Here is a 24,615-nt window from a genome sequence, read left to right on the forward strand (position 1 = left end):
CGCCCTGAGCGGCCGACGCGCGGCCGGACGGCTGACGGATGCACCCGGACGGATCAACGGGCGCGTGTCCGGCACCGCAGTCCACGGCCTGGGTACTCGGGCCCGATCTGAGTACGTGCACTCAGGCCGGCGACGGCGCGCCGCCGCGACCCTGGGGCCATGAGCCAAGGACCACTGACACCCGCGCACCGGCTGCTGCCCGTCCTCGTACCGGCCGTGGCGGCGGCTGCCGCCTGGGCCGCCTGGCTGGGCTGGGACCGGCACTACGACGTGCAGCCCGACGGCACGACGACCGGCCCGTACCAGGCCTGGCAGGTGGCCGGGCTCGTGCTGACCCTGCTGGTACCGGTGTACTGGGCTGCCTCGCGGCACCATGTCGCCGGCGCGGTGCTCGGCACCACGGCCGGCCTGACGGCGGCCGCCTACTACGACTGGTCGGACGACTCCACCGGTCTCTTCGCCGTCGGAGTGGGGATGATCATGGTGGGCAGCCTCGCCGCGACCGCCGTCGTGGCCACCGCGATCGCCGCCGCGACCCGGAGCCGGAACCGGACCCGGAAGGGAAACTGAGCGTGCGCTGCGGCACCGGCGCCGGAGACCGAACGGCGAGCTGTGCGATACCGGTGCCGGAGAACGGACGGGGCTTTGTCCGGGGCCGGGACCGGAGAACGGACGGCGAGTTGTGCGGTAGCCGGTGCTGGAGAGCGGACGGGGCTTTGTCCGGGGCCGGGACCGGAGTGTGAACGACGCACGGCCCGGCGGGTCCGCCAAGTGACCCGGGCCACACGGCTGCTCCGGAACTCGCCCACCGCTCGCCCCGACTCCTGAATCGGTACGGCTCATCCGGCCATGCCGTACGACGTGATCGGGAGACGCGGTTGATGGACGAGTTCCGGCGGTCCGGCTCCGGCACGGGCGCGGTGCCGCGCAGGGCGGCGCCCCCGCCCGCCCTCTGTGGGTTCCTCCTGCTGCTGGCCCTGCTCTTCGCGGTGTCGTACGTCGTCGGTGCCGCCGCGGGACCGGTCGCGCCCGGCATGCACGGGACCGGCACGAGCAGCCGGGACGGCAGCGGCGGCGACGGGGGCGGCGCCGAGGACATGGGGGACATGCACGGGGGAGGGCACTGATGGGCGCGGACCCCGTGACCGCCCCGTTGACGACCGATCTGACCGTCGGCGGGATGACCTGCGCGGCCTGTGTGGCGCGGGTCGAGAAGAAGCTCGGCAGGCTGGAGGGGGTGACCGCCACCGTCAACCTGGCCACCGGCCGGGCCCGGGTGAGTCACCCGGCAGGGATCACTCCCGAGGAACTCGTCGCGACCGTCCAGCAGGCCGGGTACACGGCGGCCCTTCCCGAACCGCCCGGGAATCGGCGGCACGCGGACGCCCGGGGGTCCGCGGAGACCGGGGGGTCCGCGGAGGCCCGGAAGGCCGGGGACGCCGAGGGCGCCGGGGACGACGGGGCAGCCCGGCAGGAGCGTGAGCGGCTCCTGGTCACGGCACTGCTCGCGGTGCCGGTGCTCGTGCTGTCGATGGTGCCCGGCCTGCAGTTCCGGAACTGGCAGTGGCTGTGCTTCGTGCTGGCCGCGCCGGTCGCCGTGTGGAGCGCCTGGCCGTTCCACACCCGGGCCGTACGGGGCCTGCGCTATGCGGCGGCGACCATGGACACCCTGGTGTCGCTGGGCGTGGCGGCCGCCTTCTCCTGGTCCGCGTACGCGCTGTTCCTCGGGGGCGCCGGGGAGCCCGGGATGCGCATGCCGTTCACTCTGGTGCCGTCGGCCGCGGACGGCACCGCCGTCCACCTCTACCTCGAAGCGGCCGTCGGTGTACCGCTGTTCGTGCTGGCGGGCCGGTTCCTGGAGGCGCGGGCCCGGCGCGGCACCGGGGCGGCCCTCCGCTCCCTCGCCCGGCTCGCCGTCAAGGACGTCACGCTGCGCGAGGGTGACGCCGAACGGGTCGTCCCGGTCGAGCAGTTGGCCGTCGGACAGGTCTTCGTCGTACGGCCCGGGGAGCGCGTCGCCACGGACGGCGAAGTGGTGGAGGGCAGCTCCGCGGTGGATCTGTCCCTGATCACCGGGGAGAGCGAACCGGTCGAGGTGCAGCCCGGCTGCGCCGTCGTCGGCGGCGCCCTCAACGCCGGCGGACTGCTGCTGGTGCGCGCGACGGCCGTCGGGGCCGGCACCCGGCTCGCCCGCATCACCCATCTGGTGACCGAGGCGCAGGCCGGCAAGGCACGGGCGCAGCGGCTGGCCGACGCGGTGGCCGGCGTCTTCGTGCCGGCCGTGCTGACGCTGGCCGTGACCGTGCTCGGCTTCTGGCTCGGTGCGGGAGCCGGACCGCAGGCCGCCGTCACCGCGTGCGTCGCCGTCCTGGTGGTGGCCTGCCCCTGCGCGCTGGGCCTGGCGACCCCGACCGCGCTCACGGCCGCGACCGGGCGGGGCGCCCAGCTCGGCGTGCTCGTCGGCGGGCCGCAGGCGTTGGAGGGACTGCGGCACGTCGACGTGGTCGTGCTGGACAAGACGGGCACGCTCACCTCCGGTCACATGACCGTCGTGCGCGTCACGGCCGTGCCGGGCGGCCTGGGCGAGGAGACGGTGCTGCGGCTGGCCGGCGCGGCCGAGCGCGGCTCGGAGCACCCGCTGGGCCGGGCCGTCGTGGCTCGCGCCCAACGGGCCGCGGGCGACGTGCCGTTGCCGGAGACGACCGGGTTCCGCGCCGAGCCCGGGCGGGGCGTACGCGGCCGGGTCGAGGGACGGCTGGTCGAAGTCGTCGCCCCGGACGGCGCGTTGCCCCCGGTACTCACGGACGCCCTGGCCGGGGCCGAGGAAGCGGGCCACACGCCGGTCCTGGTCCGCGTCGACGGCAGGCCAGAGGCGCTGATCGAGGCCGGGGACGTCCTACGCCCCGGAAGCTACCGTGCCGTGGACCGGCTGCGGCGCCTCGGCGTGCGGCCGGTGCTCGCCACGGGTGACCGGGAGGCGCCCGCGCGGGCGGTGGCGTCGGCCCTGGGCATCGACGAGGTGCACGCCCGCCGCACCCCGGAGGACAAGGCAGACCTCGTACGGGACCTGCAGCGGCAGGGGCACCGGGTCGCGGTCGTCGGCGACGGCGTCAACGACGCCGCCGCACTGGCCGGGGCCGACCTCGGCATCGCCATGGGCGGCGGCACCGACGTGGCCGCCGCAGCGGCCGACGTGACGCTGGTGCGCGGCGACATCGAGGCGCTCGCGGACGCGGTCCGGCTCGCCCGGCGCACACTCGCCACCATCCGCACCAACCTCGTCTGGGCGTTCGGCTACAACGCCGTCACCGTCCCGCTCGCCATGGTCGGCCTGCTCTCGCCGATGCCGGCCGCGGCCGCCATGTCGGCCAGCTCCCTGCTGGTGGTGGGCAACAGCCTGCGGCTACGCACATGGCAGCCGTCACCGACGCGGAGACACAGCCGATGACCGGCCGGAGGGGCGCCTGATGAGCGCGGAGACGTATCCGGGTGGTCGTGCGGGGGCCTGTCCGATGAGCGCGGAGACGTGTCCCGACGACGGAGCGGGGACCTGTCCGATGGGCGCGGAGACCTGTCCCGGCGACCGCGCGGAGGCGTACCTGATGAGCGCGAGGACGTACCCCATGACCGCCCGGAGGTGCAGCCGATGACCGGGCAGCACCTGTGGTGGCCTTCGGGTCGCCGGCCGGCCGGTGCGCTGTCGGCCGTGCTCGTGCCCGTGGCCGTGTGCAGTGTCGCCCTGGGCGGCCTCACGACCTGGGTCGGGGCGGGGAAGGCGGGCAGTCCGCCGCGGATCGCCGTGTCCTCGGGGCGGGTCCTCCTGCCGTACGGCGACAGCACGCAGACCGCGGCGTTCTTCGACGTCGCCAACGCGGGCGGAGCGGACGACCGGCTGGTCCGGGTGACGTCCACCGCCACGCGCGGCGGCATCGCCCTCAGCCGGCACCGCACCGTCACCGGCGGCGCAGCCGCGTACCGGGCCGACGTGGACTCGGTCATGGTGCCGGCCGGCGGCACGCTGTCCATGTCCCCGCACGGCGCGGACGTGACCCTGCGCGCCGCGGCCGGCTGGCGGGAGGGCGACCTCGTGCCGTTCACGCTGCACTTCGCGCACAGCGCGCCGGTCAGGACGCTCGCGGTCGTGGTCCGCCCCGGTGACCGAGTCCGGTGACCGGCGGACACCGTGCCGGTCCGTGGCCTGGATCACAGCGCGGAAAGTGAGTGGAACACCCCGTGGATTTCCGTACCCAGGCATGACGACGCACCCCGGATGCGAGGATGAGGCGCCATGACAGCAGGGTGGTGTGCGCGCACGACACGGGCCGCGGTGTTCGCGGCCGTCTGTGTGCTGCTCGCCGCCCTGGGCCACGTCCTGATGTCCGGCAACGACGTGCCGGCGTGGGCGCTGGCCGCCGGCGCGGCCGTGACCGGTGCCGCCGGCTGGTGTCTGGCGGGGCGTGAGCGCGGGCTGCCGCTGATCGTGACGGTCGTGGTCGTCGCCCAGACCGTGCTGCACGAGGCGTTCTCCTACGCCCAGTCGGCATCCGGTGCCCCCGCCTCCTTCCCCATGAGCGGCGGGGACCCCGTGGACATGGGCGGTATGGGTTCCATGGACATGAGCGGCGTGGGGTCCATGGACATGGGCGGCATGGGATCCATGGACATGGGCCATCGGGACGCCCATGGGGGCATGGGGCATATGGGCCACCTGAACCCCCTGCACCACGTCATGGACGGCGGTTCGTCGTCGCTCGGCATGCTCGCCGCCCACCTGCTCGCCGCCCTGCTGTGCGGCCTGTGGCTGGCGTACGGCGAGAAGGCCGCCTTCCGGATCCTGCGGGCCGCGGCCGCGTGGCTGGCGGCGCCGCTGGGCCTGCTGCTCGCGCTGCCCGTCACCCCGGACCGTCCACGCCTGCGCCCGCGCCGGGGCCGCTCGGACCGGGCGCCGCGGCTTCTCCTGCTCGTCCACGCGATCACTTCCCGGGGTCCGCCGGTGGGACCTGCTGTCGTCTGAAGACAGCTGGTTTCCCGAGGCTGCCCGGGTGGCGCCTCGGGCCACGGCCGTACGACCGCACAGGCGCTGACGCGCCATCGCGTCGTAGGGCCGTCTTCCCACTTCACCGGGCCGGGCGCTGTCGTGCGCCACCGGTCCGGGTCACGGTCGACCCGAGAAGGACACCAGGTGATGACCTCAGCCCTGCCCACCTCGCGCGCCGGAAGCGACACGACGGCGGCGCCCGACGAAGCGGTCACCGCATGGGCGCTGGCCGCCCGGGGCGGTGACGCGGACGCCGTCGAGCAGTTCGTGGGCGCCCTGCACCGGGACGTCCAGCGCTATGTCGCCCATCTGTGCGGCGATCCCCAGGCTGTGGACGACCTCGCGCAGGACACGTTCCTGCGGGCGCTCGGCAGCCTGCACCGGTTCGAGGGGCGTTCCTCGGCCCGGGCCTGGCTGCTGTCCATCGCGCGCCGCGCGGTGATCGACAGTTACCGGTACGCCGCCGCCCGGCCACGGCTGTCGGACGTACCGGACTGGCAGGTGGCCGTCGAGCTGGCCCAGCCGTGCGGGCTGCCCGGCTTCGACGACGGCATCGCGCTGCTGGATCTGCTGGCGGCGCTGCCCGCCGACCGCCGGGAGGCGTTCATCCTCACGCAGTTGCTCGGTCTGCCCTACGCGGAGGCGGCCGAGGTCAGCGACTGCCCGATCGGTACGGTCCGCTCCCGCGTGGCCCGGGCCCGCGCGACCCTGGCGGCCCTGCTGGACGAGGCGGAACGACCGGCCGCTCTGGCGGCCTGACGCCCACAGGGGTGCCGGCACCGACAGCCCCGGCACCGGCACCCCCCGGCACCGGCACCCCCCGGCCCCGGCTCCCCCCGGCCCCGGCTCCCCCCGGCCCCGGCTCCCCCCAGCCCAGGCACCCCCCCCGGCCCCGGCTCCCCCGGACCCGCCTTCAACCTCCCGGGAACTCCAGACCAGTTCGGTCCGACTTCTGGACCGGGTGACGGAGGTTCGCCCGCGTACCGAGTGAATTCCGGGAGTTGTTCGATGCGTTCGCGTGTGTGGGGCGGTACGGCGGCCGTCGTGCTCGGCGGTCTGCTGGCGGCCGGCTGCGGCGGCGGGGAGCAGGACACCGGCGGCGGGGGCTCGGGGAAGACCGGAGGTGCGGGTGGCCGCCCGGTCTCCGTCACCGACTGCACGGGCGCCAGAACCACCTTCTCCGCGGTGCCCGGCAGGATCGTCACCAGCAACGCCTCCGGTCTCGAACTGCTGCTGCGCCTCGGCGCCGGCGACAAGGTGATCGGCACCGGCTTCCCGCCCGGCAAGGGCACGTTGCCCGGCCCGCTCGACGCGCGGGCGCAGCAGGTGAAGGTGCTGAGCCGGACCGTCGTCCCCAAGGAGAAGCTGCTCGGCTCCGGCGCCGACCTGTACATCGACACCTTCGCCTCCATGGGCGGCATGGGCGGCGGCGGAATGGGCGACGCACCCACCGCGCAGGAGTTCGCGGCGGCCGGGATCAAGCACGTCTATCTGAAGTCCACCGCCTGCGCGGCGCAGCGCGGAACCCCGGTGACCGACCTGTCCGCGGTGGAGGCCGACATCACCTCCCTCGGCGCGGTCACCGGCACGAGCGCGCAGGCGAAGAAGCTGGTCGCCGGGATGCGGGAGAAGGTGGACGCCGTCCGCAAGGCGGTCGGCGGCACGCCGGAGAACGAGCGGCCGACGTACTTCTTCTTCGACTACGACGCCGGCACCAGCCGGCCCACCGTCGTCTGCAACCGCCAGATCGCCAACGCCGTGATCACCCTGGCGGGCGCCCGCAACGCCTTCGCGGACTGCGCCGCCGACCACCGGCAGGTCGGCTGGGAGGACGTCATCGCCAGGAACCCGGACTGGATCCAGCTCGGGATCCGCGACCGGGGCAGCGAGGCGGCGAACGACAAGGCGTTCGACGAGGCCGAACAGTGGCTGAAGTCCAACGCGGCCACCAAGGGCCTCGATGCGGTGAAGAAGGGCCGGCTCCTGCGCATCGGCTCGGAGCGGACGACCATCGCGGGCGTGCGGAACGCCGACACGGTCCGGGAGATCGCCGCGGCCCTCCACCCGGGCAAGGTCCGCTGACCATGCCCACGACCCTGCTGCGCCGCAGGACCGCGGACGCCGCCGCGCGGACGCGCAGTGTGCCCGCGGGCCCCCTGGCGGTGGCCCTCGCGGTGGCCCTGGCGGCCGCGCTGACGGCCGCGGTGGCCTGGGGCTCGACGTCCGTACCGCCCGCCGAGGTGTGGGCCGTGGTGGGGCGCCGGCTGTCCGGCGAGGCACCCCGGCCCGGCACCGACGACCTGATCGTCTGGCAGCTGCGCGTCCCCCGCGCCCTGCTCGCGGCGCTGGTCGGCGCGGGACTCGGGCTCGTCGGCACGGCGGTACAGGCGCTGGTGCGCAACCCGCTGGCCGACCCCTATCTGCTGGGCGTCTCCAACGGCGCCTCCCTCGGCGCGGTCGCCGCGATCGTGCTCGGGGCCGGCGCGGGCGGCACCCTGGGCCTCGGTCTGTCCGGCGCCGCCTTCGCCGGTGCCCTGGCCACTTTCGCGCTGGTGTGGGCGGTGGCCCGGCGGGGCGGGGGATTCGCGCCGCTGCGGCTGGTGCTGGCCGGCGTCGCGGTCGGCCAGTTCCTGTCCGGCTTCACCAGCTATCTGGTGCTGCAGGCGGGCGACGAGCAGCAGACGCACAGCGTGCTGTTCTGGCTCATGGGCAGTCTCGGCGGAGCGAACTGGGAACTGCTCGCGGTACCGGCCGTCGCCGTACCCGTCGCCCTGCTCTGGCTGCAGGCGCGCGCCCGGGGCCTGAACGCCCTGCTGCTGGGCGACGAGACGGCTGCCGGGCTCGGCATCGACGTCACCCGGCTGCGCCGCGAACTGTTCACGGTCACCAGCGTGCTGACCGGCGTGCTGGTCGCCGTGTCCGGCGCGATCGCCTTCGTCGCGCTGATGGTGCCGCACGTCTGCCGGCTGGTGGTCGGCGGCGACCACCGGCGCCTGTTGCCGGTCTCCGCGCTGTTCGGCGCGGTGCTGCTGGTCGTGGTCGACATCGTCTGCCGTACGGCCATGGACACGCAGGAGCTGCCGGTGGGCGTGGTCACCTCGCTGCTCGGGGCGCCGGCCCTGCTGTATCTGCTGGACCGGCGGCTGGGGAGCGGCAGTTGAGGATCGACGTCGAGGACCTGCACGTCGCCTACGCCGGCCGTACGGTGGTCGCGGGCGCGCACCTCATCGCCGCCGACGGCGAGATCACCGGCCTGGTCGGCCCGAACGGCAGCGGCAAGTCCACGCTGCTGCGCACCGTCTACCGGCATCTGAAGCCCGCCGCGGGGCGCGTCCTGCTGGCCGGCACCGACCTGCGGGAACTGACCGCGGTCCGGTCGGCGCGGCACGTGGCTGCGTTGCCGCAGGAGCGCGGGAGCGACTTCGAGCTGACCGTGCGCGAGGTCGTCGCGATGGGCCGTACGCCCTACAAGCGGGCGTTCGAGGGGGAGGGCGCCGCCGACCGGGACATGGTCGCCCGCGCCCTGGCCGACGTCGGCATGGCGGGACGGGCGGGGCGGCGGTTCACGGACCTGTCCGGCGGCGAGCGCCAACGTGTGCTGCTGGCACGGGCGTTCGCCCAGGACACGGACGTCCTCGTGCTGGACGAGCCGACCAACCATCTCGACGTCCGCCACCAGGTCGAGTTGCTCGCCCTGCTGCGCGCCCGGCACCGTACCGTCCTGGTGTCGCTGCACGACCTCAACGCCGCCGCGTCCGTCTGTGACCGGCTGCACGTCCTGCATGCGGGAGCGGTCGTCGCCTCCGGCCGGCCACGCGAGGTCCTCACCCCGGAGCTGATGGCCGGGGTGTTCGGCGTCCGGGCGGCCGTGGTGGACCACCCCCTCACCGGCGACCCGCTGATCGCCTTCGACCACCGGGAACCGGCCGCGGCCACCACGCTTCCCGGGGCGGCGCACCGATGACCGGCGATCACATACGGCCCGGCGAGGAACGCTGGGCACTGGTTGCCGTGGCGGGCATCCTGTCGTTCGTCGCGATGCTCGACATGAACATCGTCAACGTGGCACTCGCGGACATCGCCGACGGCCTGCACGTGTCCGCCGCGACCGCCCAGTGGGCCGTCCTCGGCTACCAACTGCCCGTGGTCGCCCTCTTGTTGCCCGCCGGACGTCGGCTGGACGGCGTGGACACGCGCCTCGCCGTGCTCGCCGCGACCACCGGCTTCGCCCTGTGCAGCGCGCTCGCGGCCATGGCTCCCTGGGCCGCCTGGCTCATCGCCGCCCGCCTCGCCCAGGGCGCCTGCGGGGCGGTGCTGTTCGTGCTGATGCCGGTGCTCGCGATCCGCTCCGTACGGCCCGAACACCGAGGGCGGGCGATGAGCGTGCCCGCGACCCTTGGCCCGCTGGGCGCGGTCACCGGACCGGCCGTGGGCGGACTGCTGCTGGACCGTCTGGACTGGCACTCCGTCTTCCTCGTCAAGCTCCCGTTCTGTCTGCTCGCCCTGCTGCTGGTGCTGAGGGTGCCGCCTGCTCCGGGTGCCCCGAGAGCACAGACCACCCTCCCGGACGAGCCGCCCCGGCCCGGTCGGCGAGCGGTGTTGGACGCCCTCCTGGTGGCCGGTGGCATGGCGGCCCTGCTGCTGGCGCTGACCCTGACGGCGGACCGTCCGGCCTGGCTGGTGCTCGCCCTCGCCGCCGTCCCGCCGCTCGGGTGGTGGCTGCGCGGTCCGGGCGGGCGTCAGGTGACCGGCGTGCTGCGCGTCCCGGGACTGCTCCGGGCCCACGGCGCGGTGCTGGCGTCGGCGGCCGGCTTCGCCGCCATGCACTACGTCGTCGCCCTGCACCTCCAGCGCGACGGTGCCGGCGCCACGGCCACCGGGCTCACGGTGCTGGCCTTCCCGCTCGGGATGGGCCTGGCCGGCCCGCTGGGCGGGCGCCTCGCCGACAGGTACGGCGCCCGGCCGGTGGCGGTCGCCGGCGCCGCTCTCACCGCGGCCGGCCTGCTCCTGCTCGTACCCCTGGGAGCCGGCTGGACCCCGCCGGACGTCGCCTGGCGGCTGGCGTCGGCCGGCATCGGCATGGGCCTGACCGGCGGCCCGGTGCAGGCCCTGGTCATGGGCGCGGCCCCGCCGGAGCGGACCGCGACCGCCGGCTCCACCGTCCAGCTCGCCCGCAGCCTCGGCTTCACCCTGGGCCCGGCCCTGGCGACCGCCGCCGGGAGCCTGGCGGGACCCGGCGTCGGCGTGCACGCCGGGCTGGCCCTGGCCGCTGCCGCCGCCTGTCTCGCCGTACTCCTGCTCGCCCTGCCCGCCCGCCACCCGGCCACCGGGCCGGACGCGACCACCGGTGCGGCGCCCGCCGCCCGGAACTGACCGAGGAGTCACCCGCATGTGCGGAATCACCGGCTGGGCGTCGTACCACCACGATGCCCGCACCCGGCGGCCGGTCATCGAGGCCATGACCACCGCCCTCACCCGCCGCGGCCCCGACGCCGGAGGCGTCTGGCTCGGCGAACACGCCGCCGTCGGCCACCGGCGGCTGGCCGTCCTCGACCTGCCCGGCGGTGTGCAGCCGATGACGGACCGGCCCGGCCGGCCGGACATCGTGCTCACCTACAGCGGCGAGATCTACAACCACCACCGGCTGCGCACGGAACTGCGCGGCCTGGGGCATGAGTTCCGCACCCGCAGCGACACCGAGGTGGTGCTGCGGGCGTACGCCGAGTGGGGCGAGGAGGCGGCCGGCCGGCTGGAGGGCATGTTCGCCTTCGCCGTATGGGACGAGCGCGCCGAGCGACTGCTGCTGGTGCGCGACCGGCTCGGCGTCAAGCCGCTGTTCTGGTCCGCGGTCGACGGCGGCCTGGCCTTCGCCTCCGAGCCCAAGGCCCTCTTCGCCCACCCGGAGATACGGCCCCGAGTGGACGCCGACGGGCTGCGCGAGGCGTACAGCCTGCTGTTCAACACCGGGCCGACGGTGTGGTCCGGGGTACGGGAGGTCGAGCCCGGCGGACTGCTGGTCCTGGACCGGGACGGCATCCGCGAACGCCGCTGGTGGCAGCTGACGGCCCAGGAGCACACCGACGACCGCGAGGCGACGGTGGAACGGATCCGGGACCTGGTCGGCGCGGCGGCCCGCAGCCGGCTGGAGGCGGACGTACCCCTGTGCAGCCTGCTCTCCGGAGGCATCGACTCCACCGTTGTGACGGCCCTGCTCGCGGAGGAACTACGGCTGCGCGAGGGCCCGGACGCCCGCGTCCGCTCGTACGCCGTCGACTACAGCGACCAGGCGTCCCGCTTCACGGCGGACGTGCTGCGTACGGGCCACGACACCCCGTACGCCGCCGAAGCCGGCGCCTTCATCGGCACCGACCACAGCACCGTCGTCCTCGACCCGCGCGCCCTGCTCGACCCCGAGCACCGCACGGCGGTCGTCGTGGCCCGCGACTCGCCGATCGGCGTCGGTGACATGGACACCTCCCTGTACCTCCTCTTCGGCGAGATACGGCAGCATTCCACCGTCGCCCTGTCCGGCGAGGCGGCCGACGAGGTCTTCGGCGGCTACCCCTGGTTCCACCAGCCGACGGCGCTGGCCGCGCACACGTTCCCGTGGCTGCTGGTGACCGGCGACGAGGCGGCCATGCCCCTGAACCCCGGACTCGATCTGCGCATCGCCGAGTTCCGCGACGACACGTACCGCAGCGCACTGGCCGCCGTACCGCACCTGGACGGTGAGACCCCCGCCGAACACCGGCAGCGCGAGATGCAGCACCTGTCCCTGACCCGGTGGCTGCGCCAGCTGCTGCACCGCAAGGACCGGCTCAGCATGGCCCAGGGCGTGGAAGTGCGCGTCCCGTACTGCGACCACCGGCTCGTCGAGTACGCGTTCGGCACGCCCTGGGCGCTGAAGACCTTCGACGGCCGTGAGAAGAGCCTGCTGCGCGCCGTCGGGACCGGCCTCGCCCCGGACTCGGTGCTGCACCGCCCCAAGAACCACTACCCGGCCACCCACCACCCCGACTACAACCGCGGACTGCAGAACCTGGCCCGTGACGCCCTCGCCGCCGAACAGGTCCGCGCCCTGGCCGACGAGACCCGCATCAAGCCGTGTCTCGACACCCCGCCCGAGCGGCTGGAGTGGGGCCACCGCCTGCGCCTCGAACGCGTGGTCGACCTGGCCCTGTGGCTGGACCACTACCGCCCCGAACTGTCCCTCTGAGGAGCACCCTTGACCCCGCCAGAACCCCTGCCCGACCCGGTCCCCCTGCTGGGCCGCCCCTACAAGACCGACCCCTACCCCCTGTACGAGCGGATGCGAGAGGCGGGCCCGGTCCACCGCGTCCTCTTCCCCAGCGGGGTACGGGCCTGGCTGGTCACCGGTTACGACTCCGCCCATTGCGCCCTGAACGACGAGCGCCTGGGCAAGAACCACGACCGCGGCAACGACCGCTGGCGCGCCCGCGCCTCGATCATGCCCGAACCCCAGCACTCACAGCTCCAGGTTCACCTGCTCCACCAGGACCCGCCGCAGCACACCCGCATGCGGCGCTACGTCACCGACGCGTTCACCCCGCGCCGCATCGAGCGTCTCCTTCCCCGTTTCCGGCAACTCGCGGACGACCTCATCGACGCGCTCCCGGACACGGGCCCCACCGATCTGGTCCCCGCCTTCGCGGCTCCCTTCCCGTTCCAGGTCCTGTCCGAAGTCATCGGCCTGCCACCGGAGCTGGCCACCCGCTTCGACCGCGACTGGGGCAGGGTCGTCCAGCCCGTCGGCCCGACGGACCCCGGTCGCCCGCTGTACGAGGCCCGCCTGCACGGACTGCAGAGTTACATCGCCGAGGTGGTGGCCCACAAGCGCGAGCATGCCGGGGACGACCTGCTGAGCCGCCTCGTCATGGCCCGGGACCAGGGGGAACTCTCCCCGGAGGAGCTGGACTCGATGATCTTCCAGCTGCTGGTGGCGGGCCAGGAGCCGGTCACCAACCAGCTCACCACGTCCCTGATCGCCCTGTTCCGCAATCCGCCCGAACTCGCCCGTCTGCGCGAGGACGAGAGCCTGCTGCCCCGCGCGGTCGAGGAACTCCTGCGCTACGACAGCGCCTTCGAGCTGACCACCTGGCGCTTTTTCGACCGGGACAGCGACCTGCACGGCACCCGCGTCCCGGCCGGCGACTCGGTGATCGTCTCCCTGTGCGCGGCCAACCGCGACCCCCGCCGCTTCCCCGGCCCCGGCACCCTGGACCTCGACCGCTCACCCAACCCCCACCTGGCCTTCGGCCACGGCATCCACTTCTGCCCCGGAGCCGCCCTCGCCCGCGCCGAGCTGCGCATCGCCCTCGGCGCCCTGCTGAGGCGTCTGCCCGGACTGCACCTCGCCATCCGCGACGAGGACATCGAGTGGACCCCGGCGGTCCTCGGCCGCGGCACGCACCAGCTGCCGGTGGGCTACGACCGACGGCTCTGAGCCCGGCGCCCGCACCCCGCTCCCCGACCGGCGGCGCCCCGGCCGAAAGGCCCTGGCGGGACCGGCCCGCCCCGGCCTCCGCTCCGCCTCCCGACGCCGTCGGCTTCCCGCCCCCTGATCGAAGGCGCTCGGCCCAGGGCCCCGGCGCCATGCCCTCATGCCTTCTGGAGACCTGCTGCCATGCCGCTGACGACCGCGTCGGAGACACGCGCCACGAGCCTCATCAGCGCCACGATCCTGACGCTGCTGCTGCCGTACCACCGCACGACGGACCGCACCCCGTCCCAGGCTCCACCGGAAGCCTTTCCCCACCAGCTGCGCCGCATCGACGACTTCGTCCGGGCCGGCGCCCCGGTCGTCTTCACGCTGCCCGGCTTCCCCTGCAAATCCCCCAACCCGGCCAAGGTCCTCGGCCATCTCCCCGACCAGGGCGAACGCCTCTCCCTCAGCTTCCTCCACACCCTGTGCACAGAGATCGAGCGGGTCTACCCGCCCGGCGCCCGCGTGATCATCTGCTCCGACGGCCATGTCTTCGGCGACCTCATCCACGTCCCCGACGACCACATCGACGCCTACGCCGACGAACTCCGCGTCCTCATGGCCCGACAGCGACTGACCCGCCTGTCCCTCTTCGACCTGCGCGACGCCCTGGGCGACCTCCCGTACGACGATGCCCGCGCCCACGTCCACCACCGTCACGCCCCCGCCCTGGACGCCCTGCGTGCCGAGGTCCGCGCCGACGAGCACACCCGCGCCCTCTACCGCGGCATCACCCGCTTCCTCCTCGAGGACACCGCCGACCGGACCGGCACCCGCTCCGCCCTGCAGCGCGCCTGCCGGCACCGCGCCTACGGCGTCATCCAGCGCAGCCGCGCCTGGGGCGACCTGATCGCCGGACACCACCCGGACGCCGTACGCCTCTCCATCCACCCCCAGCCCATCGGCGCCCCCAAGTTCGGCATCCGCCTCCTGGACGCCCCGGACGCCTGGACCACCCCCTGGCACTCGGCGGCCCTGCACCGCGCGGACGACACCTGGACCCTCATGCCCCGCGCCCGCGCGTCCCGGCTCGGCCGCCTGATCCGGCGCCACGGCAGACCGAGCCACTTCGAACAGGGAGTATCAGCCCCGTGAAGGACTGCCGGCACCCGCCCGGCCGGTGACCCCTTCACCGGCCGGCGCGACCGGCCGCGTGCCGGTGTGTCCTGCGTGCCGGAAGCCCGCGGGCCCGTCACGGCCGCCCCTCCTCCCCGTGGGCCGGGACGGGACGGCCCCGGGCGACGGCACAGGCCGGTACCGCCACGGCGGCCCCGATGTACAGCAGCGCCGGGTAGCCCAGGGCGTGCACGATCTGCCCGCCGACGGCGCCGGCCAGGGACAGACCCACGAACAGTGCGCTGTTGTTCCACGACAGCATGGCGGTCGCCCGCTCCGGGAACATGTCGACCAGGTGGCGCTGCTGGGCGGGGAAGAAGGCGTAGGCGGCCAGTGCGAACAGGCCCAGCGCGCAGGCCAGCGCCCGGTCGACCGGGAACACCAGGGCCACGACGGCTTCCAGCACCGCCGTCAGCGCCAGTGCCGGCCGGGTGACCCGTACGGCATCGGCCCGGTCCGCGAACCGGCCTCCCAGCTGCCCGCCGACGACGGCACCGATGCCGTAGACGACCAGCAGCCACGTCACGGCGGTGGCCCTGCCGTCGGCGTGCAGCGCGACGGCCAGGAAGGTGTACAGGCAGTACACGGAGAAGGCCCACAGGGTCGTCACCGCGACGGCGGACACCGCCACGCCCGTCCCCGGCCGCCCGCCCCGCTCCGGCGCCCCCGGCGGGGCGGCGGCCGCCGGAACCGGACCGGCCCGCCACACGAACGCATGCGGGAACGCCAGCAGGAACGTGCCCGCGGCCAGGATGACGAAGGCTGCCTGCCACCCCACGTACCGTCCCAGCAGCGACCCGGCCGGCGCCCCCACCCACAGGGCGGTCAGCAGTCCCGACCCCACCACGGCCAGCACCTGCGCCCGCACCTGCGGCCGTGCCCGCGTGCTGACCAGGGCGTACACGGTGGGGCCGGTCGCTGCGGCCGCCGTACCGGCCACCACCCGTGCGATCAGCAGCACACCGAAGTTCGGCGCCAGAGCGGTCCCGGCGTTGGCCGCGGAGAACAGCACCAGAGCGACCACCAGCACCCTGGCGCGGTCCCACCGGTCGGAGATCCGTCCGGCGAAGGGGGAGGCGACCACGTAGGCGATCGAGAAGGCCGTGACCAGGAGTCCGGTGCGGGCGGCGGAGACACCGAACGACGCGGCGATACGCGGCAGCAGCGGCGCCACCACGAACAGGTCGGTCCCCACCAGGAACTGCGTCAGCCAGGCCAGCGCGACCGTCCCGGCGGACAGCCCGGGCACCGTGCTGCCGGCCGGTTCGCTGGGGGGCGCATCCATGGTCCGACGCTAGGGCCCCGGCCGGGACGCGGCCATCGGGAACGAGCCGGGCTCCGAAGCCCCGTCTCCTGAGCCGCTGCACCTGCCACGTCCCTGCGCCGGCCCGCCGGAAACCGGCCAGGCCTCCGGACGGGTCCACAACGGCGCGTACTTCGTGTCGTGGAACTGCGAGTGCTCCCGCCCCCCGGTCCGGCGGTAACGACACAGCATGTTCACACGAGGCTCCGGTAGCCGAGTCCCGTGTGGGCACCCGTCCAGGGCTGTCTGGCGGGAGGGAGCCCGAGCATGGTCGTCGTCGCATGCCTTCTGCTGCCGGTGGTGGGGCTGTTGCTGTATGGCATGGACCGTGTCGAGGACTGGCTGATGCGTTCGCCACAGCCACCGCGTCATGCCGCTGCCCGTCACCTGCGTCTGATCCACGGCGGCCGGCAGGGGAACGGAGGCCGCTCGCACGGCGGCCGGCAGGGCAACGGCGCCCGGGCGCTCGGTGGTCGGCAGGGGACCGGAACCCGGGCGCGCGGTGGTCGGCGGGCGTCCGACGCCGCGTGAACACCGGACCGCCTGGCTCGGGTCGGGCCGGCCTCGGCGCTTTCGGCGGCCTGGGCGCGCGGCATGCGCTGCGGCTTCCCGCAACGGGCCCGGACATGCGCCGCACCCCTCCTTCGGAGACATGACGCACACCGCCCGGCAGAACACGCCACCACGGGGTATCCGAGTTTCCGGCAAGGACTCCCGGGCGAACTGTTGCCGTTTGACAACAATAGCCATGAGGCAACAAAGTAGCCGTGTCGGACGTGCGCGGGGAAGGACCTGGAATGCTCCGGTGGACGCAGACCACTCCGTGTGCTGGTCGCCGGCCTCGAAAGGCGATGGTGGCGCCGGTGCCGCGAACGGTGGCTCAGGCGGTCTGGCTGCCGGAGTCCGGGGCGTCGTCGAGTATCTGCGTCGCCGCGGTGGCACAGAACGCTTCCAGCCCCTCCAGCAGTGCGATCCGCTTGGCGGCGGGCATATCCGCCAACACCTTCCGCAGCTCCCTCTCCCGGCGGGTGCGCAGGTCGGCGAGGAAGGCGCGGCCCCGGCCGCTGAGGTGCAGGCGCACCTCGCGCCTGTCCTGCGGACTCGCTGCCCGCTCGACGAATCCGGCCGCGTGCAGCCGGTCGCAGAGCCTGCTGGTGGACGGCGGAGTGGACGCAAGTGACTCGGCGAGGGTGCGCAGGTTGATGCCGTCGTGGTGCTCGAGGATGTGCAGCACGCGCAGCTGGGACGCGGAGGTGGGTGCGGTCGAAGCGCGGCCCCACACGACTTCCAGCAGCTCGACGGCCGTGGTGGTCACGCGCGCGACCTCATCGGGCTCTGGGCGGCGGCGGAAGGCAGTCACGGTCACACTCTCGCAGGCACTGGGGTGCCTGTCAGCGTACTAGGCAAGCGCGCTCGCTACGGGTGACGCAGGGCGACCGACGCGGCTCCGGAGAGCTTGGCCTCATGGATGAGGCACGTACGTGATCCGGCGAAAGATTGGTGATTATTCCTCTATGAACAGATTTGTGGCTGCTGAGCGCGCTCTGCGTACAGCGGCTCCCGATGCGTTGCTCGGCGCCATCCGTGCCGTACTCATCGAGCAGTACGGCGCGGAGGACGTCGAGCTGTTCATGGCCGACTACGGGTTGACCGTCCTGCAGCCGGTGTCGGTCCTGCCGCACACCCTGGAGCCGGTGTCGGTGCACAACAGCCCGGCCGGCCGGGCCTTCGGATCGCAGCGGCCGTACTGCGAGGAAGGGCCTGACGGGCGGGCACGCCTGCATCTTCCGGTCAGCGTGCGCGGCGACCGGCTGGGCGTGTTGTCCGTGACCCTGCCCGGCGATGCCGCCCGCCGCTGGGAGCCGGAACTGGCCGACATCGCCGGCGTGCTGGGGCACGAGGTGACGGTGGCCGAGCGCGACACCGACCTGTATCTGCAGGCGCGCCGCAAGGACCGGCTCACCCTGGCCGCCGAGATGCAGTGGCAGCTGCTGCCCGGCCGTTCCTGCTCACGGCCCGAGTACGAGCTGGGGGCCCAGCTGGAGCCGGCGTACGCCATCTTCGGTGACAACTTCGACTGGTCCGCCACCGCCGACCGCCTCATGCTGTACGTCACCAACGGCATGGGGGAGGGCATAGAGGCGTCCCTGCTGACGAACCTGGCCATCAATGCGCTGCGCAACGCCCGGCGCGCCGGCATCTCCATCGCCGACCAGGCGGCCCTGGCCGACCAGGCCGTCTACGCCCATTACCGGGGACGCTGCTATCTGTCCGTCCTGATGTTCGACTTCGACCTGGCCACCGGCCGGGCCCGTGTCGTGGACGCGGGCTCTCCCCAGCTGCTGCGACTGCGGGGCGGCTCCGTGGAGCGCGTCACCTTCGACGCCCAGCTGCCTCTGGGCATGTTCGAGGAGACCGACTACATCGCCCAGGACTTCCGGGCCGAGCCCGGTGACCGTCTCGTCTTCGTCAGCGACGGGGTGCACGCGGTGGCCTCCCCGAAGGGTGAGGCGTACGGGGACACGGCTCTCGCCCGGGCGATCCACTCCACGCGGCTGCTGCCCGCCGCCGAGGTGCCGCGCGCGATCCTGCGGGAGCTGACCGGCCACCGCGGCGCATCCCTTCCCGACGACGACGCCCTGGTCGTATGCCTGGACTGGCACGGCAGGCCGGCCGGTGCGTGAGCGGCGGGGATCGCCCGATTGTGACGATCCCGTGTTGTCTGCTCCACACCCTCGCGCTAATGTTTGTCATACGGCAATAATTGTCTGATGGCTCGCCACCAGGTCGGCCGTAGGCGCTCGCAGCAGGGAGACGATGCAGGTGGCGGAGCACGACACGACACCCGAGGTGGCGCGGGAGCTGGGCGCCTTCCTGGAGCGGCGCCGTGAGCAGATCGCCCAGCGCTGGGCGGACGCCTCGCTGTTCCGCACGGTCTTCACCGTCTCCCGGGACGAGGCGGTCGAGGCGTGCAAGGCCGTGGTGGACGCCCTGGCCGAGGTGGCCCGCACCGGCCGGCTCGAAGACGTTCAGGCTCCGGGCTTCGGAGCCGTCAGGGACCAGCTCGGCCGCATGGCCGCCTCCCGCTCCCAGGCCGGATCCGACCCCTCCCAGATCGCGGGCGAAGTCGCCGGCCTGCGCGAGCCGGCCGCCGCGCTGCTGCGCACCGAGTTCGAGGACGCCGCCGGCGAGCACGTACACGCGTGCAGGCTCGCGCTGACCGTCCTCATGGGCACGCTCCGTCTCGTGGTCATGGAGACCACCGTCACCGCCGGCGAGGAACTGATAGACCGGCAGCGTCAGCAGCTCATGGAGGTGGCCACCCCGGTCATCAAGCTGTGGGAGAGCATCGTCGCCGTACCACTGATCGGCACCCTGGACAGCGCCCGCAGCCAGGTCGTGATGGAGAGCCTGCTCGAAGCGATCGTCGACCAGCGGGCCCGGTACGCCATCCTCGACATCACCGGCGTACCGACCGTCGACTCGCTCGTGGCCCAGCACCTCATGAAGACGGTCGCCGCAGCCCGTCTGATGGGCGCGGAGTGCATAGTCTCCGGTATCCGCCCCGCCATCGCGCAGACCATCGTCCACCTCGGCATCGACCTCGGATCGATCATCACGCGGGCCGGCCTCGCCGACGCGCTGGCGTACGCGCTCACTCAGCAGGGCATCGTCGTCGCCCCACGTCCGGTCGCGGGAGCGAGCCCGCGGTGACCGGCCTCTCCGCCACCCGCCCGGGCCCGGTGCCGGTGTCGGCGCTGGGAGACGTCCTGCTGATCACCCTGCAGGGAGACCTGCACGACGCGGCGGCCGAACAACTCCAGTACGACATCACTCATCGCATCGCGTCCAGTCCCGTTCGGGTCGGCGGTGTCGTCATCGACATCTCCGGCGTGGAGATCGTCGACTCCTTCCTCGGGCGCGTCCTGGCCGAGATCGCCGCGAGCGCCCGCCTGCTGGCCACCCGCACCGTCCTGGCCGGCATGCGTCCCGCCGTGGCCATCACCCTCGTCGAACTGGGCCTCACCCTGCCCGGCCTGTACACGGCCCTGGACGTCGAAAGGGCACTGGCCCTGCTGGGCCGCGGCCCGTCGCCCATTCCATCCGCTCACCCGGAAGAGGGTGCGTGATGCATGCCCCACTCACCTCGACCACGCGCCTGCCCATCGGCTCGGACGCGGACCTGGGCTGGGTGCGCCGGCAAGTGCGCCGGGCCGCCGCCGAGCTGGGATTCAGCCTGGTGCAGCAGACGAAGCTGGTGACCGCCGTCAGCGAACTCGCCCGCAACACCCTCGTGCACGGTGGTGGCGGACACATGGAGATGACACGGCTCGGGCAGGGCGCCCGCCGCGGGCTGCGGCTGTCCTTCGTCGACGCCGGCCCCGGCATCCGTGACGTCGACCTGGCGATGACCGACGGCTACACCTCCGGAGGCGGCCTGGGCCTGGGCCTGAGCGGCGCCAGACGGCTCGTCCAGGAATTCACCCTCGACAGCCGCCCCGGCCAGGGCACCACCGTCACCATCACCGACTGGGTCTCCGGTCTGCCCTCGCCCCGTACGGGTGCGCCATGAGCAGGGTCTGGGACATCCCCGTCCCCGAGAGCACCAGGGTCCGGGACGTCCGCGTCGCCGCGGAAGCGGCCTGCGCCTCCCTGGGCCTGGACGCTCATTCCACGGCGGTCGCCGCCCTGGTGGCCACCGAGCTGGCGACCAACCTCGTCAAGCACACCGACGGCGGACGCATCCTCATCAATCTGACCGGCCCCTCCGACACGCTCGGGGAGGACGCGCCCTGCGTGCAGATCGCCTCGCTCGACCACGGCCCGGGCATCGGCAACGTCCCGGCCGCACGGCGCGACGGCTACACGACCGCCCCCTCCTCCCTCGGCGCGGGTCTGGGCACCTGCCAGCGCATAGCCGGCGAATTCGACCTGCACAGCCGGCCGGAACGGGGCACCGTCGCCGTGGCGCGCATCAGCCCCCCGAGGCCGCCCGCCACCGACCGCGCGCGGCGGGCCCGGTCCCGTATCGGCGTCCGGGCCGGAGGCATCACCACCGCCCTCGCCCGTGCCGAGCACTCCGGAGACGCCTTCGGCTGGGTGCGCTCCGGCCCACTGGTCACCCTGATGCTCGCGGACGGGCTCGGCCACGGGGACAAGGCGGCCGAGGCGTCAGCCGCCGCGCTGGGCGGCCTGCGCCGGGTCGCGGACCGCCCTCCGGCCGAGATACTGCGGCACCTGCACGCCACGCTGCGGGCCACACGAGGCGCGGCCATCGGGATCGCCCAGCTCGACGAGGACACCGGCCGGCTCCTCTTCGCCGGCGTCGGCAACATCGGTGCCAGGCTGCTCACCGACGGCGCGTGGCAGCCCCTGACGTCCCACCCGGGCATCGTCGGAGCCAACTTCCCCGCGACCGTGCCCCTGCACCAGGCGGCCTGGCGGCCGGACAGCCTGCTCATCCTGCACAGTGACGGGCTTCCCGGCCGCTGGGTGCCCCCACACGATCCCCGGCTCCTCGGCCATGACCCGGCCGTGGTGGCCGCAGTCGTCCTGCGGGACGCCGGCAGCGCCGCACGCCCCCTGCGCGACGACACCTGTGTGGCCGTGCTGGCCCCGACCCACCGGACGGATGCCCATGACAGCGCACCCTGAGGTCTGGAAGATCGCGTCGGTCGCCGACGCGGCCCGGGCCCGTGCGGTCGTCGCCGGCGTGCTGGTGGACGGCAGGACGACGGCGCTGGAACGAGCCCGCTTCCTCACATCGCTGACGGCACGGCTGCGCCGCTGCCTGAGCGAGGGCGGCGGGTGGGAACTGCGGCTCGGCATCCGGCAGACCAGCGCCGGGCACGACGCCCGGCTCGAAGTGCGGGTGCGGCCGGCCGGCTCCTCGCCCGCGCCGGACCCGGACGACGAGCCCGCCCTCACCTGCACCCTGCCCCACCGGCCCGCCCGGGACGGCCCGCACCCCGATCCGCCGCTGTCCGAGGCCCTGCTGCGCGCCGACGAGGACACCGCGGCCGTCCTGCGCCTCCTGGACGAACAGGAGCGCCTCGTGCGGCTGCACCGGGAGGAGCTGCACCAGACCAACCAGGGTGTCGTGGCACTGCACTGCGACCTGGAGGCCGCGGCACTGGTCCAGCGTGACCTGCTGGAGGCCGAGCGAACCGCACGAGCCGAGGCCGAGCGGGCCCGGCGCCTGCTGACCTTCCTCGGCGACGCCAGCGCCGCCATCACCGCATCCCTCAGCCCTACGGCCATCCTGCGTCGCCTGTCCGGCCTGCTGGTGCCGGACTACGCCGAGCATCTCGACGTCTGGCTCTTCGGCGAAGAGAACGACGACGAATCCCCGCGCGGCCCACAGGAGCACTGCGCGGCCGCGGTGGTCGCCGCCCGCACGGGCCGCCCCCAGCACGCCGCCGCACACCCCGGGGCGCTGCCCGGCGTGGACGACCTTCCGCCCTCCGCCCTGGCCCCCCGACGGCCACTGCTGGCCATTCCCCTGACGGCACGCCGCTCACTGGGCGTCCTCACCCTCACCTCCCCGGGCCCCCGATTCGACGCGGACACCTCGGTGATGCTGGTCGAACTCGCCCGCCGTGTCGGCATCGCTCTGGACAACGCCCGCCGTTACGAGCAGTACCAGGACACCGCCGAGGCCCTGCAACGCGCCCAGCTGACCGACCTGCCCGCCCCGGCCGGGCTGCTGCTGGCCGCGCGCTACCTTCCCGCCACCCGCGGCCTGAACATCGGCGGCGACTGGTACGACGCCTTCCTCCAGCCCGACGGCAGCCTGCTGGCCGTCATAGGGGACGTCACAGGACACGGCCTGCACGCCGCCGTCGTCATGGGCCGGCTGCGCACCGCCCTGCGCGCCTACGCCGTCGAGAGCGACAGTCCCGCGGCGATCCTCACGCGTCTGCACCGCATGCTCCGGCACCTGCAACCGCAGCTGTACGCCACCGCGATGATCGCCCGCTTCCGGCCGGGCCGACGAGAAGTGGTCTGGGCGTCGGCCGGCCACCCGCCCGCCGTCATGCGAGGCGCCGACGGCACCGTCCGGGTGCTGGACGCCAGACCGGGCGCGATGCTGGGCATCCCGATGCCGTACGTCCACACGGATCACCGGGCCGACCTGCCCGCCGGCTCGTCCCTGGTGCTGTACACCGACGGCCTGGTCGAACGCCGGGCGCAGGGCATCGACCCGGGCATCGAACGCCTCGGCCGGACGCTGGGCACGCTCACCACCCCCGAGCTGGAGCAGGACGTGGAGGCCGCGGCCGACGCCCTGCTCAAGCCACTCCTGCAGGACTGCGAACGCGACGACGACGTCTGCCTGTTGCTGTGCCACGTCCCGTCGCCCGCCGGGCAGGAACAGCACGCGAAGGCGTACCGGTCCCTCCCCCGCGACGGACCTCCAGGAAGAAGCGCCACCAGCGGTAGCGTGGAGCCGACAAGGCGAGAGGGTGGATGCCGTGACAGCCTTTGAACCGTTTCCGTCGGCGGAAGCCCAACTGCGCGCCGCCGCGCCCCACGCGCTCGTCGCCACGGCTCGCCGGCTCCTCGCCGAGCGGGTCGGAGCCCAGGAGGTGACCCTCCTCCTCGCCGACTACGGACTGACCGTCCTCCAACCGGTGTCCCACCTGCCCCACACCAGTACACCCGTCCCCGCCGACGACGGACCCGCGGGCAGCGCCTTCCTCACCCAGAAACCGGTGATCGAGGTCCTCCACGACCCGGTCGGCCACCTGGTGCACCTGCCCATCACGGTGCGCGGCGACCGCCTGGGAGTCCTCTGCGTACGTCTGCCCACGCGGACCGTCGACCCGGACACCGTCCTCCGGCTCGGCGACTTCGCCACGGCACTCGGCCACGAGGTGTCCACCGCCGGCCGCGACACCGACCTGTACCTGCTGGCCCGCCGCACCCGCCGCCTCACCCTCGCCGCCGAGATGCAGTGGCAGCTCCTCCCCGGCCGCGGCTGCGCCCGCGAGGAATTCGTCATCGGGGCCCACCTCGAACCCGCCTACGCCATCGGCGGCGACAACTTCGACTGGTCCACCACCGCCGATCACCTCATCCTCACCGTCACCGACGGCATGGGACAGGGCATCGAGGCCTCCCTGCTCACCAGCCTCGCGGTCGGCGCCCTGCGCAACGCCCGCCGCGCCGGTATCCCCCTCGCCGACCAGGCGTGCCTCGCCGACCAGGCCGTCTACGCCCAGTACGGCGGCAAGGTGTACGCCTCCACACTGCTGCTGGACTTCGACCTGGCCACGGGCACGGTACGCGCGGTCGACGCGGGCTCCCCCCAGCTGTTCCGGCAGCGCGACGGCCGTACCGAGCGGATCGAACTGGACGCGCAGCTGCCGCTCGGCATGTTCGAGGAGACCCTCTACGAGGAGCAGACGTTCCAGGTCGAGCCCGGCGACCGTCTCATCGCCGTCAGCACCGGTGTGCACGGCACCCGCTCCAAGGCAGGCGATCTCTTCGGTGAACGGGTGCTGCGCCAGATCCTCGGCGCCACCCGCCCCGCACAGCCGCACGAGACGGCACGCGCGGTCGTCGCCGGGCTGATCGAGCACTACGGCAGCCATGAACTGATGTCCGACGCCGCCGTGGTCTGCCTCGACTGGAACGGTCGCCGCAACTGAC

Annotated in this window: 23 protein-coding genes; 21 read left to right on the plus strand and 2 right to left on the minus strand. The window is 73.8% G+C overall.

Annotated features, from left to right (window positions below; genetic code table 11):
* The first annotated feature begins 159 nt into the window (after positions 1 to 159).
* The 13 genes from ACZ4SF_RS23040 (at position 160) to ACZ4SF_RS23100 (ending at position 14,636) form a co-directional block, all read left to right on the plus strand.
* Positions 160 to 570 (plus strand): hypothetical protein, encoded by a 411-nt coding sequence (locus ACZ4SF_RS23040; protein WP_468387469.1) that lies wholly within the window; start codon positions 160 to 162, stop codon positions 568 to 570.
* A 311-nt stretch (positions 571 to 881) separates the two neighbouring features.
* Positions 882 to 1,127, plus strand: coding sequence for a hypothetical protein (locus ACZ4SF_RS23045; RefSeq protein WP_468387471.1), 246 nt, complete (start codon positions 882 to 884; stop codon positions 1,125 to 1,127).
* Positions 1,127 to 3,448 carry a heavy metal translocating P-type ATPase gene (locus tag ACZ4SF_RS23050; protein ID WP_468387473.1) on the plus strand — a complete coding sequence of 774 codons (2,322 nt, stop codon included), beginning with the start codon at positions 1,127 to 1,129 and terminating at the stop codon, positions 3,446 to 3,448. The genes ACZ4SF_RS23045 and ACZ4SF_RS23050 overlap by 1 nt, the downstream gene beginning before the upstream one ends.
* 198 nt (positions 3,449 to 3,646) lie before the next feature.
* Positions 3,647 to 4,171, plus strand: a complete 525-nt coding sequence (locus ACZ4SF_RS23055) for a copper chaperone PCu(A)C (RefSeq protein WP_468387475.1) — start codon at positions 3,647 to 3,649, stop codon at positions 4,169 to 4,171.
* A gap of 117 nt (positions 4,172 to 4,288) precedes the next feature.
* Positions 4,289 to 5,014: a hypothetical protein gene (locus ACZ4SF_RS23060; RefSeq protein ID WP_468387477.1), complete on the plus strand. Its 726-nt coding sequence runs from the start codon at positions 4,289 to 4,291 to the stop codon at positions 5,012 to 5,014.
* Between the two features lie 168 nt (positions 5,015 to 5,182).
* Positions 5,183 to 5,797, plus strand: a complete 615-nt coding sequence (locus ACZ4SF_RS23065) for a sigma-70 family RNA polymerase sigma factor (protein WP_468387479.1) — start codon at positions 5,183 to 5,185, stop codon at positions 5,795 to 5,797.
* A 249-nt stretch (positions 5,798 to 6,046) separates the two neighbouring features.
* Complete coding sequence (locus ACZ4SF_RS23070; RefSeq protein WP_468387481.1) at positions 6,047 to 7,120, plus strand: ABC transporter substrate-binding protein; 1,074 nt, start codon at positions 6,047 to 6,049, stop codon at positions 7,118 to 7,120.
* A 2-nt stretch (positions 7,121 to 7,122) separates the two neighbouring features.
* Positions 7,123 to 8,199, plus strand: coding sequence for a FecCD family ABC transporter permease (locus ACZ4SF_RS23075; protein ID WP_468387483.1), 1,077 nt, complete (start codon positions 7,123 to 7,125; stop codon positions 8,197 to 8,199).
* Positions 8,196 to 9,002, plus strand: a complete 807-nt coding sequence (locus tag ACZ4SF_RS23080) for an ABC transporter ATP-binding protein (protein ID WP_468387485.1) — start codon at positions 8,196 to 8,198, stop codon at positions 9,000 to 9,002. Before ACZ4SF_RS23075 ends, ACZ4SF_RS23080 begins: the two co-directional genes overlap by 4 nt.
* On the plus strand, positions 8,999 to 10,411 hold the full coding sequence (locus ACZ4SF_RS23085; RefSeq protein WP_468387487.1) for an MFS transporter: 1,413 nt from the start codon (positions 8,999 to 9,001) through the stop codon (positions 10,409 to 10,411). Before ACZ4SF_RS23080 ends, ACZ4SF_RS23085 begins: the two co-directional genes overlap by 4 nt.
* Positions 10,412 to 10,427: 16 nt before the next feature.
* On the plus strand, positions 10,428 to 12,254 hold the full coding sequence (gene asnB, locus ACZ4SF_RS23090; protein ID WP_468387489.1) for an asparagine synthase (glutamine-hydrolyzing): 1,827 nt from the start codon (positions 10,428 to 10,430) through the stop codon (positions 12,252 to 12,254).
* A gap of 9 nt (positions 12,255 to 12,263) precedes the next feature.
* The gene (locus tag ACZ4SF_RS23095; RefSeq protein WP_468387491.1) at positions 12,264 to 13,502 is read left to right on the plus strand and encodes a cytochrome P450 family protein; all 1,239 of its coding nucleotides are present in this window, start codon (positions 12,264 to 12,266) and stop codon (positions 13,500 to 13,502) included.
* Positions 13,503 to 13,682: 180 nt separating this feature from the next.
* Positions 13,683 to 14,636 (plus strand): L-tyrosine/L-tryptophan isonitrile synthase family protein, encoded by a 954-nt coding sequence (locus ACZ4SF_RS23100; protein ID WP_468387493.1) that lies wholly within the window; start codon positions 13,683 to 13,685, stop codon positions 14,634 to 14,636.
* 97 nt (positions 14,637 to 14,733) lie between these two features.
* On the opposite strand, the gene ACZ4SF_RS23105 is transcribed toward ACZ4SF_RS23100, so the two are convergent.
* Complete coding sequence (locus ACZ4SF_RS23105; protein ID WP_468387495.1) at positions 14,734 to 15,942, minus strand: MFS transporter; 1,209 nt, start codon at positions 15,940 to 15,942, stop codon at positions 14,734 to 14,736.
* A 285-nt stretch (positions 15,943 to 16,227) separates the two neighbouring features.
* Between ACZ4SF_RS23105 and ACZ4SF_RS23110 the strand changes: the two genes are divergently transcribed.
* Complete coding sequence (locus tag ACZ4SF_RS23110; RefSeq protein ID WP_468387497.1) at positions 16,228 to 16,491, plus strand: hypothetical protein; 264 nt, start codon at positions 16,228 to 16,230, stop codon at positions 16,489 to 16,491.
* A 349-nt stretch (positions 16,492 to 16,840) separates the two neighbouring features.
* Here the strand turns inward: ACZ4SF_RS23110 and ACZ4SF_RS23115 are convergent, their stop codons facing one another.
* Positions 16,841 to 17,275, minus strand: coding sequence for a MarR family winged helix-turn-helix transcriptional regulator (locus ACZ4SF_RS23115; protein WP_468387499.1), 435 nt, complete (start codon positions 17,273 to 17,275; stop codon positions 16,841 to 16,843).
* Positions 17,276 to 17,474: 199 nt separating this feature from the next.
* On the opposite strand from ACZ4SF_RS23115, the gene ACZ4SF_RS23120 reads away from it, so the two are divergent.
* The 7 genes from ACZ4SF_RS23120 (at position 17,475) to ACZ4SF_RS23150 (ending at position 24,614) form a co-directional block, all read left to right on the plus strand.
* Entirely contained in the window at positions 17,475 to 18,644 is a 1,170-nt protein-coding gene (locus ACZ4SF_RS23120; RefSeq protein WP_468387501.1) for a PP2C family protein-serine/threonine phosphatase, read from the plus strand.
* A 133-nt stretch (positions 18,645 to 18,777) separates the two neighbouring features.
* On the plus strand, positions 18,778 to 19,674 hold the full coding sequence (locus tag ACZ4SF_RS23125; RefSeq protein WP_468387503.1) for an STAS domain-containing protein: 897 nt from the start codon (positions 18,778 to 18,780) through the stop codon (positions 19,672 to 19,674).
* Complete coding sequence (locus tag ACZ4SF_RS23130) at positions 19,671 to 20,090, plus strand: STAS domain-containing protein (protein WP_468387505.1); 420 nt, start codon at positions 19,671 to 19,673, stop codon at positions 20,088 to 20,090. The genes ACZ4SF_RS23125 and ACZ4SF_RS23130 overlap by 4 nt, the downstream gene beginning before the upstream one ends.
* Positions 20,090 to 20,533 (plus strand): anti-sigma regulatory factor, encoded by a 444-nt coding sequence (locus ACZ4SF_RS23135; protein ID WP_468387507.1) that lies wholly within the window; start codon positions 20,090 to 20,092, stop codon positions 20,531 to 20,533. Before ACZ4SF_RS23130 ends, ACZ4SF_RS23135 begins: the two co-directional genes overlap by 1 nt.
* Positions 20,530 to 21,615, plus strand: coding sequence for a SpoIIE family protein phosphatase (locus ACZ4SF_RS23140; RefSeq protein ID WP_468387509.1), 1,086 nt, complete (start codon positions 20,530 to 20,532; stop codon positions 21,613 to 21,615). The genes ACZ4SF_RS23135 and ACZ4SF_RS23140 overlap by 4 nt, the downstream gene beginning before the upstream one ends.
* On the plus strand, positions 21,599 to 23,449 hold the full coding sequence (locus tag ACZ4SF_RS23145) for a PP2C family protein-serine/threonine phosphatase (RefSeq protein WP_468387511.1): 1,851 nt from the start codon (positions 21,599 to 21,601) through the stop codon (positions 23,447 to 23,449). Before ACZ4SF_RS23140 ends, ACZ4SF_RS23145 begins: the two co-directional genes overlap by 17 nt.
* On the plus strand, positions 23,427 to 24,614 hold the full coding sequence (locus ACZ4SF_RS23150; protein ID WP_468387513.1) for a PP2C family protein-serine/threonine phosphatase: 1,188 nt from the start codon (positions 23,427 to 23,429) through the stop codon (positions 24,612 to 24,614). The genes ACZ4SF_RS23145 and ACZ4SF_RS23150 overlap by 23 nt, the downstream gene beginning before the upstream one ends.
* Position 24,615 lies beyond the last annotated feature (1 nt).

The organism is Streptomyces sp. NPDC027663 (assembly GCF_055566415.1).